Source organism: Bacteroides sp. 3_2_5, from assembly GCF_000159855.2.
Lineage (GTDB): Bacteria > Bacteroidota > Bacteroidia > Bacteroidales > Bacteroidaceae > Bacteroides > Bacteroides fragilis.
In genome coordinates this window covers 2,406,381-2,422,229 of the sequence record NZ_JH636044.1, presented here as the reverse complement: position 1 = coordinate 2,422,229, position 15,849 = coordinate 2,406,381, and the positions used below count along the sequence as shown (strand labels likewise).

13 protein-coding genes and 1 pseudogene are annotated in these 15,849 nt (G+C 38.3%); 1 reads left to right on the top strand and 13 read right to left on the bottom strand.

Annotated features, from left to right (window positions below; translation table 11 throughout):
• Positions 1–30 precede the first annotated feature (30 nt).
• From BSHG_RS0220470 to BSHG_RS08205, 10 genes and pseudogenes are all read right to left on the bottom strand, one after another.
• The gene (locus tag BSHG_RS0220470; RefSeq protein WP_032497407.1) at positions 31–1,605 is read right to left on the bottom strand and encodes a DEAD/DEAH box helicase; all 1,575 of its coding nucleotides are present in this window, start codon (positions 1,603–1,605) and stop codon (positions 31–33) included.
• Positions 1,606–3,491: 1,886 nt separating this feature from the next.
• Positions 3,492–4,280: a DUF1266 domain-containing protein gene (locus BSHG_RS08170; RefSeq protein ID WP_005787146.1), complete on the bottom strand. Its 789-nt coding sequence runs from the start codon at positions 4,278–4,280 to the stop codon at positions 3,492–3,494.
• Positions 4,281–4,370: 90 nt separating this feature from the next.
• Positions 4,371–4,829, bottom strand: coding sequence for a hypothetical protein (locus tag BSHG_RS08175; protein ID WP_008659855.1), 459 nt, complete (start codon positions 4,827–4,829; stop codon positions 4,371–4,373).
• A 217-nt stretch (positions 4,830–5,046) separates the two neighbouring features.
• Positions 5,047–5,478, bottom strand: coding sequence for a hypothetical protein (locus BSHG_RS08180; protein WP_008659853.1), 432 nt, complete (start codon positions 5,476–5,478; stop codon positions 5,047–5,049).
• A gap of 43 nt (positions 5,479–5,521) precedes the next feature.
• Entirely contained in the window at positions 5,522–5,989 is a 468-nt protein-coding gene (locus tag BSHG_RS08185) for a hypothetical protein (RefSeq protein WP_008659851.1), read from the bottom strand.
• 42 nt (positions 5,990–6,031) lie between these two features.
• Positions 6,032–6,505 carry a hypothetical protein gene (locus BSHG_RS22070; RefSeq protein ID WP_008659849.1) on the bottom strand — a complete coding sequence of 158 codons (474 nt, stop codon included), beginning with the start codon at positions 6,503–6,505 and terminating at the stop codon, positions 6,032–6,034.
• 24 nt (positions 6,506–6,529) lie between these two features.
• On the bottom strand, positions 6,530–7,381 hold the full coding sequence (locus BSHG_RS08190) for a hypothetical protein (RefSeq protein ID WP_008659847.1): 852 nt from the start codon (positions 7,379–7,381) through the stop codon (positions 6,530–6,532).
• A gap of 97 nt (positions 7,382–7,478) precedes the next feature.
• Positions 7,479–8,066, bottom strand: coding sequence for a hypothetical protein (locus BSHG_RS08195; RefSeq protein WP_008659845.1), 588 nt, complete (start codon positions 8,064–8,066; stop codon positions 7,479–7,481).
• Positions 8,067–8,169: 103 nt separating this feature from the next.
• Positions 8,170–9,274 (bottom strand): annotated as a pseudogene (locus BSHG_RS08200) (tyrosine-type recombinase/integrase).
• Between the two features lie 158 nt (positions 9,275–9,432).
• Positions 9,433–10,053 carry a TetR/AcrR family transcriptional regulator gene (locus BSHG_RS08205; RefSeq protein ID WP_005800293.1) on the bottom strand — a complete coding sequence of 207 codons (621 nt, stop codon included), beginning with the start codon at positions 10,051–10,053 and terminating at the stop codon, positions 9,433–9,435.
• A gap of 602 nt (positions 10,054–10,655) precedes the next feature.
• Here BSHG_RS08205 and BSHG_RS08210 point away from each other — a divergent pair.
• The gene (locus tag BSHG_RS08210) at positions 10,656–11,831 is read left to right on the top strand and encodes a site-specific integrase (RefSeq protein WP_008659843.1); all 1,176 of its coding nucleotides are present in this window, start codon (positions 10,656–10,658) and stop codon (positions 11,829–11,831) included.
• 317 nt (positions 11,832–12,148) lie between these two features.
• Here BSHG_RS08210 and BSHG_RS08215 read toward each other — a convergent pair whose 3' ends face one another.
• The 3 genes from BSHG_RS08215 to BSHG_RS20910 all read right to left on the bottom strand — a co-directional run bounded on the left by BSHG_RS08215 (position 12,149) and on the right by BSHG_RS20910 (position 15,847).
• Positions 12,149–12,430: a helix-turn-helix domain-containing protein gene (locus tag BSHG_RS08215; protein WP_008659841.1), complete on the bottom strand. Its 282-nt coding sequence runs from the start codon at positions 12,428–12,430 to the stop codon at positions 12,149–12,151.
• A gap of 13 nt (positions 12,431–12,443) precedes the next feature.
• Entirely contained in the window at positions 12,444–13,871 is a 1,428-nt protein-coding gene (locus BSHG_RS08220; RefSeq protein ID WP_008659840.1) for a winged helix-turn-helix transcriptional regulator, read from the bottom strand.
• 182 nt (positions 13,872–14,053) lie between these two features.
• On the bottom strand, positions 14,054–15,847 hold the full coding sequence (locus tag BSHG_RS20910; RefSeq protein ID WP_008659836.1) for an AAA domain-containing protein: 1,794 nt from the start codon (positions 15,845–15,847) through the stop codon (positions 14,054–14,056).
• Positions 15,848–15,849 lie beyond the last annotated feature (2 nt).

The following is a 15,849-nucleotide window of genomic DNA, read 5'->3' as shown; positions in this document are numbered from 1 at the left end:
AGGAAAATCTTCGATATTTAAGATACGTTTTTACCTCCCTGTTACTTTATCTGCTTTAATGTCCTCTTGTGTAATTTTTGGCGGCAAGTCATCCATATTATCTGGATCTCGTGGCATAATTTTATCATTAATGAGCTTTACGCATAGAAAATCTACACCCGAATAACGGCTGAATAACACCGGATACAATAGCGTTTCAGCACCGTTTATCTTTGTATAAAGTTCATCATTGAGTGTTATGTATCTGGCATCTCTTGAGTCAAGAGTTACTTGTACTGTACCAGTTTGAGAGATGAATTGGTGAATTTTGAATGGCAGATAGGATTTTCTTGGATTTTCATCAGCAGCTTTTATGTTTAGTTGCTCTATCCATCCTAATAATCCATCCATTGCATTTTTACAATCGTCCGAATTTTCTCCAGAATCTTTGGATAATTGTTGAATGATGGCAGATAGAGGTTGAGGTTTTCCCCGTTCAAAATATCCGTTCGTATCATCAAGTGCAATTTTGCGTTCAAGCCAAATAGCCAAAGGGTGAGATTTAAATTTGTCAGCACCATCATTTGAATCAATAGATTCATGGACAGATCGGCTTAACTGAGATGAAGAGGGAATCTGTTCAGCATAATCGGTAGATGTCTCCAATTGTTCTCCAATGATTTGATTGAGAGAATAACTTTCATCAAAAATTAGGTCGGCAACGGCTCCGACTGCTTTTTTCCTTTCATCTGCATTTCCTTCTGAACTCATGGTAGCAGAAGTTCCGATGCAAACAAGTTTATTGTTGCACAGATTTTTAATTCTCCGGATTAACATAGCTACATCCGCCCCTTGTCGACCTCTATATGTGTGTAATTCGTCGAAAGCCAAAAATTTCAGATATTTAGACATTGATTCTCTAAATACTCTTTCTTCATACCGGGTCATAATCAGTTCCAACATCATATAGTTGGTCAGAATAATATGTGGTTCTTCTTCCCGAATAATTTCTTTAGTTGTGGCATTTTCCTGTCCAGTATATTTAGCATAAGTCACAGGAAAAGTTCCTTTAGTCAGCGACTTGAGTTCCGTTATCTGCTCATCCAGTCCTTCGTTTTGTTGTTGCAAAGGAATATTTGGTCGAAGTAGTGACTTTAGATAGTTTATCTCATATTTTTTAATTTCTTCTTCTTGTGAATTGATCAGGGCATTCATCGGGTATACAATAATTGCTCTGATTCCTTTTCCCGGACTCTTCAGAACATCGTTAAATATAGTGGCAAGGAATGTCAGTGATTTACCTGAACCTGTTCCCGACGTGACTATAAATCCTTTATTTTCTATTCCTTTCTTAATGGCTTCCACTTGATGATGATAAAGGCTAAACTTTCCCAGGATATTTTTTAGTTCTGAGTGAGCCCCCGGGATATCATCCAAAGATAAACCTGTCTTATAGGAAGGGTTGAATTGAATAAGTGGTTCAGGAATATAGGAATCGCAACTCGAGTTCTCTTCAAATTTCTTCTCTACTTCTTCTTTTATCCGTCTATCAGAAATAGTGAAGAAACTTTTTAGAAATTTCTTGTAATCTTCAATGATTGACTGATGATTTTTAAATGCTTTCATGATTCACTTATTTTACTATTTTTGTGAAATTAATGAAGGTGTAAGTTCAACAAGAAAATTAACCTGCTTGAGATTGCAAAGCTGTAAGCTACTGGACAGTAGAAATGGGTCTCCTACCTTTAACATCACACCTGTTCCAACTGCCCTCATCCATCCGTTTCTCCTATACTATTGTTGAAGTTCATACGGATATCCTTTCGAAACAAGCCAAGAAGATAGTAACACAAGTTCTTTGGGATAGTCCTGCATCAAGTTGCTTATCTTTGATTGGTTTATTTTTTGCGCCTTCAGTCATTTTATTAATATTGTAATAGGAGCAAATATAAATAATGTTAGCCAGACCGCAAAGACTTCAGTTTATTATTTTTCCTACAACTATAATTTAATTTGAATACAGGATAAATTATAAATAGACAAAAAAGTGCGTATTTCAAGTAAAATAATGCTCTTAATTAGTGCGCATTGCAGGGTGTATGCAGGATATTATACTTGCGTATTACAGAAAACGTCATTAGATTTACGTATTTATGAGATGATAAGTATTGAATTACATGACATTTAAGCATAAATTGTAAGTCTATAAACAGTAGACAGCAAGCACTAAGACACTTCTGATAAGAGATGCTCAAGAAATAGACAAATCTATTCTTGTGCTTTAGGCAACACCTCATACTTTATCAGACAAAGACGAACAGGCTTGCCGATATGAAAATATGATACTTTATATTTCAGTTAGTTTACTCTGATGTACAGCTATTAGTTTATTCCGCAGCACAATCATTAGTTTATTCTACAAATACACAATAAATTCATCAGGATAACAATCTCTTGAATTTGCAAACTTGATAAGAAAGAGTTATCTTTACCCTCAGTATTCTCCATGAGCAAACTACCGCAAAAGCACGTAGCAAATTAGTGGGATAAATCATGGGATATGCTTGAAGCAAAAAATATAAAGTTTTAAATATCAGCGTGGTAACTCTGCAAGGAGAATCCCAGGCGGATCACATAAGAACAAAGCCAAACGGCGACAAAAAAGAGACAAGTCCTACAATATCAACGTATTGTAGAACTTTTTTTATGTTTCCGTCTTGCCTGAAAGACAAAAAAGGGGCACGAAAAGTCACACTTTAGTATCCAAATCGTACCCCCTTTTCCAAAAAACGATTAGGGGGTACGATTGTCGGAAAATGGCTTACTTTTAACGTGATTCTCCCATACTCTATTTAACTCATTTACAGTGATTAAAATTAGTTTTGCATCCCCTCAAAGTGAGATTATGAAAAATAAGGGCTCTTCTTCAATTTCTAGTTCTGCTTTCATTATTTCCTTTAGTTTATTTTTTTGTTGTTACATAGATTGCAAATAATAACAGGTGAAATAAAAAAGGAATCATCCACAACAGCACATGGGAATCGCATCCTTCCATATACTTTGTCGGTAGTGATGCTTGATGGCCATCACACTGTCTTTTTGTATCTCAACAAGCACCACAAATTGGGCGGAAGTGCTATTGCAACAAATATTGGAAAAAGAAAAATTACGATCTCCACTATCGGATGAAGATTTTCTATTAAATTCATTTTTTCCAAGATATCCTCAAGATATCCGTATAGTGAGGAGTACAAAAAGGTAGGAGCGGCAAGAAAACAAAACCTATCCAATACAATGTTATTAACTGATTTCCAGAACTTCTTATATATCTCTTATTATATCGCTCTCCCTGATAATAAAGGTAGTCGATAAAGTTGTACCTGTATTTTTGTGTTTGCTGGATTATCCGGTTACGTTCAAAATAATTATCTTTTTTTATGCCTTTCTTCATTTATACAAAACTCCTGATATTTTGATAAAGAACAACATTCACCACCAGCAGGCTACATTAGTTACCATTCGATTTTTGTCCACGGGCTTTTCTCACTTTTCAGTAAATCCTCTGCCATATACATCATGCCTGAATTGGATGCGCTTTTACCTCCCCATAGGGCACGCCCGATGACGTAGCTCATAGCAAAGTCATGCCATGAGGAAAAACGGCTGTGCACCATTTCGTAAGCGTGATTTATGTAATGCCACGCTTCGTCTTCAGAGATATATTTCATGTCATAGCAAGCACGTGCCATGAAGTTAAGACGTCCGGCATCCCAACCTGTTACACCGTAGCGCAGTAGGTCTTCCCGACAAGTGATAGTACCACACTCCAGCAATTCATCGTAGCAATCTTCGAGATTGTGCAATTGTTCCACGGCTTTGTCATAATCCTCCTGACTATCCATGTGTTGCTGGAAAATCCGGTCTTTCGCCTCCTCGTCATCCAACAGAAAAGCTTGATAAACATGGGGGAAGTAATAAGCAAATCCCTTTTTTCCGAGGTATTCCAAAGTCTGCTTGGCATCTTGGGCATTACAGATGCCCCACCAATCGGCAAGAATGGTGGGAAGCTTATCCTTGATGTCCAGTGTCAGAGAGTTAAGATAGGCTCCCTGCTGCAAGGCATAAAGTGAACCTACGGACAGCTTCTTGTACTCCGCTTCCGTCAAGTGAGAACGGGGATTGATGCGTATGCCCTGAAAAAGACGAATAAACTTGCGTACGGCAGGCCATACGTGACGATAAAGATAGTAAACGATGATGATTGGAGTTACTATCCAAAGCATCCAATTAAAGTCAGTCATAAATATTTTTATTGGTGGTTTGTTATTACCGTAAGAAATTTTTGCGGATGTTATTTAATACACATGCCTATTAACTTTTAGGGCTGTTTTTCACTCCTCCTCTTCTTTCTTTTTCGACAGCCCCAAAAGATTGAATATAAAATCTTTCAGATAACTCACCACACCGATAACCACTAATGCGGCAATACCGTAGAAAAGGATGCTACCACCCCATTGATCCCAAAATGTAGGCTTGGGAATAAGAGTGTCCAATTCTTCTACGTTCAAGTCCCTACAAATAACTTCTGCATATTCGTCCGAAATGTCGTAATAAGTATTAGGCTTGGACTCAGAGAATAGTACAAGGGTACGTTTGCCATCTTCTTCGATATAGCCTAAGTCTAAATGACTGCCCTCATCTGTTTTATAATAGGAACTGTCCGGAAGAGTGACTACTTTCGGGATGCTGTTGTCCACAGGGATTGTAAACCTCACACGTCGTGCTTCAACACTGCTTGCAAAAAAACAGGTAATTACCGTTAAAATAAACAAGAACTTTTTCATAATCATTCAAAATATAAAAAATTAGTAGTTGGCTTTTAGGTATTAGTCTGCCAAGACATTACATCATTAATTTGATGACGCGCCAAAGATATGAAACATTTTTTATAAAGTAAACGACCGTTTTCTTTTTAACTTTTTTTGCACTAGCTGTACGGATATAAAGAGGCCCGTGCAGCTACAAACAATAATCCCCCGTTAGACGTTATCCCACTTCATTATAAACTTATCTTATTCCTTTTAATTCTTTTTTCATTCTTCCTTTCAGATGAAAATAAGCCAGCACGCCAAGAGCGTTGAATAATGCGGTTTCATCTTGATTATGCCCTAACGCATTATAGAATTTTGCAACATTCCGATAAGCCTGAATTAGAAAGATTAAATAAACAACAGCCAAAATCCCTCCACTAAATACAAGCGTACAAATGCCTATCAATGAATTTCTATTGTATGCTTTATACTGTTTTTCAGCTTCATCATAATCATAGTTTGTTAAATAACCAAATTGTTGCAAATCTTCTCTGCTCCATCCTCTCTCTCCCAATAAGTTGATCGCATAATCACGAAGCTCATCATCATAACCATAGCGCTTATAATTTTTCACTACATCTATCAACTTGTCATTATCAAATTTATTAAGAATATCAATATCTCCCATACAACTTCGTTTTATTGTTTATAATGGTTAGAAAGGAGCATCGTCAGATGCTATCTTTCGTTGTTACTAACTTATTTATAAATCTCAATCCAGTGAATAAACACCCAATCCCAATAAGCGGATAGATCATACCGCATAAGACTGCAAGCATATTCAATCCTCGTTCATCTCCTGCGAAGCCGTCCAAACTGACTGCTTGCAATAATAGATTGGTTATTTGCCAATCCAATAGATGTTGGTCTAAACAGATAAAGACAAGCCACAAAAGAATAGAGCAACATTCCAAACCAAACAATAACATTATAGCTTTGGGCTGACGGAAATATAGCTTATAGACCTTGTAGATTACCAGCATATCTATAACCATAAGCATACCTAAAAAACTATCTTCCATAATACCATATATTCCGAATAGTCGCCCGAAACCTAAGCCACCCAAAAAGAATGTTATCACTATCAGTAAAAGGCTGACAGCAGTCAATGATAGTATAGACTGGACTGTTTTATTCATCGCACGATTGTTAGTAATGGTTCAGCAGGGAACGGCTTGCCGTTATCTTGCGTTATTAGTGATATTGTTACCTATATTCAATTTCCATATTATTATCTTTGTTATGCTCGCTGTTAGCAAGCATTGTCCAAAAGTAAAAATTCCCACAAAATAGAAAGACATAATGAAAATGCTAAAAAGATAGCTTAATACTTCCCACAGAGTTATAGGTTCTGTACTTATCACATGAACCCCACAACAAGATAAAAAGATAATTGGAATACTGCAACCAATAGTTAAGCCTGCATGAAACAAAAATGCAGTAAGCAAGCCACACAATAAATACTTTACATAAGAAAAAGGGTGTACCCAATGCCATGCAAACCAGCTTGCAAACAGCGCCGAACAGCTCACACATATATAAGAGCCTACAACTCCCAAAAGATGCTTATAAGTATCGATTGGAAATGCTATACTCATAAACACCCATGCAGTCAGCATTGTTAAACTTACATATATAATTTTTGCTATATCCATATATCATACAATTATCACTAATGGTTAGAAAGGATCATCGTTTAGGTGGTAACTTTCGTTGTTATTGATGAATTTTATTTCATTCTTATTTCTTTCAAGTTTATAAACGTCAATTTCTCCACCGATATATTTGATATCGTCTTTATCTCTCACGGTAACAGGCTTTAATATTTCCTCTTGTGTTTCAACATATACAATACGGGGGAACGTTAAATTGCCACTAATGAATAATCGTGTGTCTATGTTATCTTTTACATAGCGATAAGAGATAGACAAATAATCTGTTTGCTGATTACCGGAAACGAATATTATTTCTTTCTTCAACTCTCCGTTTGCACAACTAACAGCTTTCATTACCGCTAAAGGATATGCGGCCACTATTTGACTTGTTCCTGAAAGCAGGTAATATCTTTTATTCAATGCCTGAATGGAATAAATTGTATCATAACATATTCCCATATCATTATCCTCGTTTATATCGAAGAAATACAAGTGTTCTTTATCCTTATATTGAATATAAGAAGCAAACAATGGCATCGAACCACCGAAATAAGTATTTCGGGAAAATACCCTCATATCCTCGTCTACTGATACTGCCATAGTAAATTGCCGTTCTTTTTTCCTCAATTCTATAAAATCGTATTTCATTTCTTTATCGACTGCACAAAGTTCTTCCAGCAGGATAGAGAATCTATGTTGTAAAGAATCGCAGTAATTATCATCTGTATAGGGATAATTTTGCCGTAGTATAGATAGTGTATCTTGAATAAAACAAAGCTGTTTTTCCAAAGCAAACAAGTTATTGTCGCTTTGTGCCATTGTCGTTTTCATTGCCCAAAAACAAAAGACGATACAAAATATATATTTAATCTCCATTATTTTCATTTGCTATTATCAGTAATGGTTTGGTGAGGAACAGCGTTAAGCTGTTATCTCGACCTTGTTATAAACTCAATTTGTATTTGAAAATAGCTTACTGTATTCGTTCAAATAAAATAGCATCCTTACTTTCCCAAAACTTAGCTTCTGTTATTGCAAATCCCAGTTTTACACAATACGATAGTAGGATGTCTTTATTCACTCTATTTTTGACAAGCCTACGTTTATAATAGCTTTTATCTTCAAACCACTGGACAATACCATTTTCATAAAAAATCCATTTAGGGTCTTTCATAACATATACAGTCCTAACATCTATTCCATTTTGTATTAATTGAAAAGAGTTCATGCTATCAGGACTATCTATATTAGTGATTTGAAAATTGTAACAATCGCATTGCAATTTTGAAGATAAGCAACGAGCCAAAGTATTCCAGCCGTCCGAGTAGTTAGAATACATAACGCAGATATTTCTATTTGTTGCAGGCGCAAAGAAATATGCTTTTTCAAAATGTGCCCCACCTTTTAGGGGACTATTATCATACAAATCAAACACGAATGGTCTAAACGATAACTTTCGTTTACCATTCTCTAAGAAATCAGCACTTAAAGTTTTTACAATGTTCTCTAACGAGCATTGAAAACAACTAAAAGTGAAATATGAAAACTGTTCTATTAGCATAACAAACTCTATTATAACGAATTAAACTCTTTTCAACCATTGTTTATAATGTATTCAATAACCATACCTTATGGGGTAGTTCCTAATCTCTAATATCCACACCTCACGAATCATCTAGTGTATCAAGTGGATTGGGTATACTTGATTTATGGGCACTCGTTATATGAAGATATATATTTGTTGACTTAATGCCATTGTATCCCAACAACTCCTATATAGTTCTTAGATCAGTACCTTGTTCCAACAAATAGGTAGCGAAAGAGTGACGGAGCATGCGCACATGTACCCGATGTTTAATACCTGCACGTTCGACAGCTTCTTTTCAGTACTTTAACCAATGCGCTCGCCGAATATTGCTCACCGGGACTATCCCCCTCAAACAGCCATTTCTTCGGACGGTACTCTTTGTAATATGTTCGTAGCTCATTCAATACTTTTTCTGATAACAACGAATAACGGCACTTTTTCCTTTTACCCATTATGCGTACTAACATCCGTTCGCTGATGATGTCTTTCGGGATAAGGTTCAGTAGTTCGCTTCTTCTTAGTCCGACAGAATATATCAGCGAAATCATGCAATGATGTTTCAAGTTAGGCAAACAGGAGAGGATACGACTTATCTCATTACGGCTAAACACTTCGGGCAGTGTCTTGTACTCTTTGGCACCTGTGATTCCGCCGTAATATTGCCACTTGCCACCTTTCACTTTCTCGTAGTAGAACTTGATAGCGTTAATGCGCATATTCTGTTGTGACACGGAGATTTTTTTCTCATTTACCAAATAAAGTATATAGTGATTGATGTCCGCCACTTTCAGACGGTCGATGTTACGTCCTTTGTGATACTCCATGAAATCACTGAAATAAATCCTATAAGTCTTGATGGTCGAGGGGCTGTAACACTTCTGTTCCAGCAATTCCAAATAGCCTTTCGGCAGCACGTATTCACGCTGGAGGTTAGGATGACGGACATATACCCGGCTGTAATCAATATAAGCATGGGGAGAGTAACGGACGTAGAACTCCGGAAACGGGAAAGTGAATGCTTGTATGTATGCACTTCCGTTCCCGATTGTTTTAATTCCTTTGTCTTGCGAAAGTAGCAAGGCAATAGTCTGATTATCGGTATATTCTATCCGTATATAATCCTGACCGTCTATATTTTGTTTTGTCAGTACGATACTTCCCCGTTGTTTGCTTGCATCCATGTAGGGCTTGTTTTATAACATTACAACTCTCATTAATTAAATAATATTGCCAAAGTTATAAAACTATTCCAAACAAAGTAAACGAACGTTTCCTTTTTTATCTTTTTTTTGCACGGACAATCAGGTCAGCAAGCAATCAGCGTTAAATGGTGGACTGTTTAACGCTTTAATAAGGAGTAAACGGCATGTAGATGTTTGGCAAGCCGCTGGGTGTTCAATCCGCCCATAAATGCCATTTCAAACGAAAGTCCCATGTAAACCTGTCGGAACATGACTACCGCATCCTCTACATCCACATCCTCTCTTAGTTCTCCGGTAGCTATGGCACGTTGTATAGCAGCACGCCAGTAAGCATAATCAACCTCTACAAGATTACGGAGTTTTTCTTTTGCATCAGGATCGTATTGGAGCAGTTGAAACAGAAAATGAAAATATTGGGCGTGATATGTGAACTTTCCTTGTGCCACCTTTTCCCGCTCTGCACCTATCAGGTCGCCCAGCATATCCATTGTCCGTTGTACGCCACGCACATATTCGTCTATAAATTCGGCAAATGTACCGTTTGTTTCAGTGAATTTGTTTCGTGGATTTTGCGTGCTGAACCAAAATTTATCCACTACGGCAATAAATAGTTCCTGTTTGTTCTTGTAGTATTTGAATATTCCGGCTTTCGACATTCCAAGCATCTTTCCAAGTTCCGCAAAACTGGCTTTTTCATAGTTCACGGACATAAACAGCTTGAACGCGGCTATCAGTAATTCATCACGGGTAATTTTCATTTTACAGCAGTCTTTTATATTTTCCAATCCCGAAAATACTATTTTATTCCCATACAAACCATATTAAAGGCAATAGATTAACAAAAATAAATTTGCGAACTCTGTTGGCAAATCGAAGCAAGGTCATTTTGGGACAAGTCATTTTTAGGTGCAAGGTGCAAGCATATATATATATATGCTTGCACCTTGCACCTAAGTTGAAATATTAATAATCAAATACTTGCATAATTCAAAACGAATGCGTACTTTTGAATCCAAGATAATGGCAGACAGAAACCTATAAAAAAGTTAGTATCCAAATCGTACCCCCTCAAAAGGGTAAGGATAGATAAAATATTGATATTTAGGACTGTGAACCGGGTGGGTTAAAGACCCAGGCGGATCACTGAAAAGGGGTCTTCACTTTGAAGACCTTTTCTTTTATAAGTCATCATCAATCGCTGACATTCAATCAATTACCTATTCTTTCGAGGCGGTATATAAGGTGGTAACACCATCAAAAAAAACGAGAAAAAGCGACACACTTAGACACGAAAAGCCCCTTTTGGACGGGTTTTGTGTTACCATAGCTGTGTTACCAATCTCTCAAATGTGTTACCATTATGAGTAAGTACGTAAGACTATTCTTCAACCGGAAGAAAAAAGCCACTGAAACGGTGGCAGGAGCTATTGAAATTGTAGTATGCCTTCAGAGAGAACGCTGTTATTTCCATTCAGGACACAGTGTCACCCTCAATCAATGGGAAGAAGGAACAGTAGTTAATCATCCACGTGCCATTATCATTAACGAAGAAATCCAAAAGGAAGTTACCAAATTTGAGCATATCCTCATTGCCATGCAAGTGAATAAGGACGATATGACCATCGCCCAATTCAAAACGTATCTTGGCACAAGTAGCGGCAACCGCCGAAACTTTATGGCATGGCTCAGGGAGCGCATAGAAAACCGACCGCTCCGTGAAGGTACCCGGAAAGGGCATTTCACAACCTACAAGGCACTTGAACGCTTCGGCAAGTTCAAGACATTCGATGATGTGTCCCTCCAGCATATCCATGAGTTTGACCTTTTCATAAAAGAGGAACAAACCTGTACAACAAAAGGAAAGCCAATCGTCAGAAGTCAGGCTGCCATCCACAATTACCACAAGCGGTTTAAATCGTATGTATCCGAAGCATTTCGCATTGGACTTATCAAGGAAAACCCATACGAGCGTTTCCAAGACAAGCGCGGAGAAAAAAGTGACCGCCCCCACCTCACCGAAGCACAACTGAGAAAGCTAATCCGCATGCGGGATGAAAGCACGGATAACGTGATGAACAGATACCTTGACTTCTTCCTCTTTCAAACTTTTACAGGTATGGCATACAGCGATGCAAAATCATTCGACTATGCCCGGCATGTTGTCACCATCGATGGCAAGGATTACATTGACGGTCACCGCATAAAGACAGGGAGTGAATTCGTCACTCCAATCCTGCCTATCACACGAAAAATCTTGGAACGCAACAACTATAAAATGGAAATAACCTCCAACCAGAAGTATAATCAGTTTCTCAAAGGCATCGGGCTAGCTCTCAACAGTTCTTTTCCCCTGACCACACATATAGCGCGCCATACATTTGCCTGTACGGTGGCTCTTGGGCAAGGCATATCCAAAGAAGTGTTACAAATCATGATGGGACATACATCTATCAAGACCACCGAGATTTATGCAAAGCTACCCATACAATATGTATCACAGAATATCGGGGATAAGATGCTAAAAAACTGGAAGTAAAGACTGAATATCAAAGGGAAGATGGTGATTGGCATACGAGCTATCCCATCTTTCCTGATTACCCCATAGAGGATTTAAAAGGTGTATATGTGGATGCCTTATTATCAGATACTTACAGTTAATGCGATAGAAAAGTCCTTTTGGTTCAATAAATTTGGTATTGAAAGCAAAGATTTAACAACTTTAATATTTGCTTACATAAAAAATCAAAACAAATGATTCGAAACATACCTTTCATAGGAATTTACGGTAGCATAAAACACCCATGAGAAAGCGGTAAAGGAGTGAATGTTGCCACACCTTTACCATCCATCAAGCTATTCAATGACATCTTGAGCTACCTTTATAGCATCATGCTTAAACTCATCTTCGTCTTCCACAGCATCCAAAACTTTATCAGCTACCCATAGGGTGAGAAGTTCTTTCTCATCGACATTGAAATAGTTGGCGAGTTGAACCACTTGTGTACGTTTGGCTCTTCTGTCACCACGTTCAATTTTGCTGAACATGGGTGTGTCGATTTCAAGAAGTGCCGCAAGCTGGCGCTGTAGCACTCCGTTCTCGTCTCTCAATTCCTTTATTCTCTTACCTAATAACATTCCTATTCCTCTTTTATTTGTTTATAATTTCCCAATAGCCAGTCTTGTCAGAGCCAATACGTCCTATGATTCCTTGTTCTTGAAGTCGTTTCACCGTTTTGGCGACCCAACTGCGAGAATAGCCTGTAGCATTAGCTATGTCTGCATAAGTAGCCTTGGGATTGCCTTGTATTTGTTTTATGATTTCGAGTGTACTTTTGGGCGCATTTTCGAGTACACTTTGCAGTGTACTTTCGAGTGTACTTTCCAGTCCACTTTTGAGTACACCTCGTCTTGATGCTTTGAGAGAATCATCCTTGTAGGCAATGTCTGCAATGATATTTCCAACCGCCTCATGGCAAGGAATAGTGATACGGAAAAAAGTGCGATCTTCATCCGTCACGACCGTTGCACGAGGCGAACCGTTATTCTCCAAAACATTCTGGATAGTCGGAATGCCCGTACTGCGACCTTCGGTCATATCCAGTTCTTTTAGATATTCTCCGAGACGGCGATTGCGATAGCGTTTAGACACAAGAATCTCACAACGTGAAATGTCGGCGGCAGAAATACTGCGGTCGGGACCACCCACGTTCTGAATGGTGATACCATCCGGTTCGACCGTTATCACCACCGGCTCCCATTCCCGATAATCTCGGTGGTAAAGTGAGTTCGTAACACTTTCTTCTAATGCTTGGTAGGGATAAGTGTAGAACTTCTTGCTACGGTAATCATCCTTGAGCTTTATAATGGTCTGCATCACAAGCATTCGCTTCAAGTACTCTAACGTGCGGTCAATAATTTGTGGCACAGAACCTGTTATAACTGCACCCTCATAGAGATTGCTTGGATTGTTTAAGCGTCCTTCGGGGAAATACACAATCTCCACCTGTGTGCGTTTGAAGAATTTGCTTGGGTTTTCGCAGAACATCATGGCTACCACATTACGAAGCATCCGATTCTCCTTTGGTCCGACAAACAAATCCATCTGTTCCAAAATATCATGAAGTGGCTTGATATTGATGTCGCTTGCCAATTTGCTTTCCACCTTCACTAGATACTCACGCAAAAGTAGCGTGGAAATATCTTCCAACCGAATATCCGGATTACCCCGTTCATCAAAAGGTACACGGCTGGCGAGTTCACGCAACTCGTCCAACACTTCACCCTTGGCAATGATACTGCTCGTACCACTGCGAATGTAGAAGTATTCCTTACTACCGTTCTTGGCTGTTACATTTTCCGGTACAGAGTAGGGACGGTTGATACCGGCAGGACACCAAATCACAAGCACATACTTACCATCAACTTCCTCTACACTTGTGCGAGGCATATAGTAAGGCGCAATCTTGTTGTTGAAGCCCACCATATCTTGTAGAACACCATCAACATTTTCTGCCGGTATACCTACTACTGGATGAATGGCGACACCTGTCTTATCATCAGTATCTACGCCCACCACGATGTAACCGCCACCGAGGTCATCAAAATCATTGGCGAAAGCACACGCTATGGTATATGCTTGTCGGATTCCAGCCTTTCTTGAACTCTATTCGGTTGGATTCAATCTTCTGCTTGTTCAGCAGGTCGTTTATGTTTATTGCTAATGCCATTTTATATTAATACTTTATATTGACAAAAACATTAAGAAAAGAGTAGCCTACCTATGCTATCTTGATAATCAAGGATGTTTGTAACTTTACCCAATCCATGTTCAGGGTCAGGAACATATATACATTTATTCGCTTTCAATTTTTCAAGATACTTTCTCACTCGTATATCAAGAGTCGAGCAGTCGAAGATATATTTGTCTGCAATTATAATCGTATGCTCTTTGGCTCTACTTGTTGCCACATTAAACAGACGAGGTTCTAGTGTTCTAATATAAGAGTAATCCGGTACAACAAAAATAGTAACATCAGTGGTTAAGCCCTGCACTCTCGCTACAGTATCAACTACAAGATTTTTTCGGCTACTAACTTTTTGAGCGATGGTCATTTGAAGAGTACTGACTGTTTTCTTCATGCAAGTCAAAACCGCAACTTCTTTATCTTTTGCATCCTTAAAAATATTAGTCACGATAAATGAGACAATATACATCGCAAATGTTGGAGTACAATCCCCTATGGGCATATCTGTAAGAATTAGAGTTGGGCCTCCATCCTTACATAATATGTTAGACAAAGAAGGTAAATCATTGTACCTTTTAGATTCTTTTGCCACAAGTGAGTTATTGTAAAATATGCCAGTATAGTCTGCTGCTCTTTGGCCGAATCTATATGCAGTCGTTAGCTGGTATATCGGCGAAGAGCTATTATCAGCCAAAAGTTTAAGTCCTTCAATCATTGGCTTATAATTACACAACTTTACTAGTTCCTTATTAAGGAGCACTATTGGAGATAGCTGATTGATGTCACCTACCCATAAGTTTTTCTTCCCAATCTTTCTACTTGCTGCAAACATGGTGAGTATAGCTTGGCTTGCTTCGTCCATAATTACATAGTCAAAAGGCTGCTCTATCGATAATTCGGCTGCGAATCCACTAATGATAAAATACGTAGACAAAACCAAACAGCCTGGCATTGGGGCAACACATTTGATATTTTCAAGATTACGGATTTCTCGAATTTCATCTATTGATATATTGGTCTTGAAAATCTTATGTTCGTTGAGCAACGTCTCTACTGCCTGTTTTTCAGCAATTTCCATCAATGCACGATTTGTTAGTGCTGTAACAAGTACAGACTTTCCCTCCGCGCACAATTTTGCACAGAGTTCAGCTATCATATATGTTTTTCCTGTACCAGGAGGTCCCTCTAATAGCATTGTGTCTGTTAGAGACAACTGAGAATGGACAAATTCAGAAACATTATTCTGCTTTATTAAAGTCGGTTCCCAATCTTTGTGATGATAGCTGCTATCAAGTACACTTGCCACACCTTCGCTCCACTTGTCCTCCACAACTTTCTGTAAGTTAATAGCGTAGTCAATAGGTGGCCTTTGTGGTGCAAAAGTTAAGACAATATTAGGAGACTCTTTAATGTAATTCGCAAAATCTACACTAACCTTTGAAAAGCCAACTAATGAATATCGAGGGTCATTTGCAGGTGAATGCCAAATGCAGACACAATCTGTTGAGTTGTATCTAGCTTTATAGAGGTCACGATAAGTCTTATCTCCCCATGTTCGATAATCTTGCAATTGAGGAGGTAAAACCATGCATACTAGGAAATCACCTTTTCTTGGCAGAGGTCGAGATACGGAGAATTTCATAATCATTTCTCCGTCCTTGAACGACAAGAATTGCGCCACATGCATCCCCCCACTGTTTTTAAGCAGGGAGATTGCAGTGGTTAGATATATCTTTTTAAATTCCTCAGTTTCAGCTTTTAATTCATCTTCGAGGAATTGCCAATGTTTCTTACGATCGATATTCATAA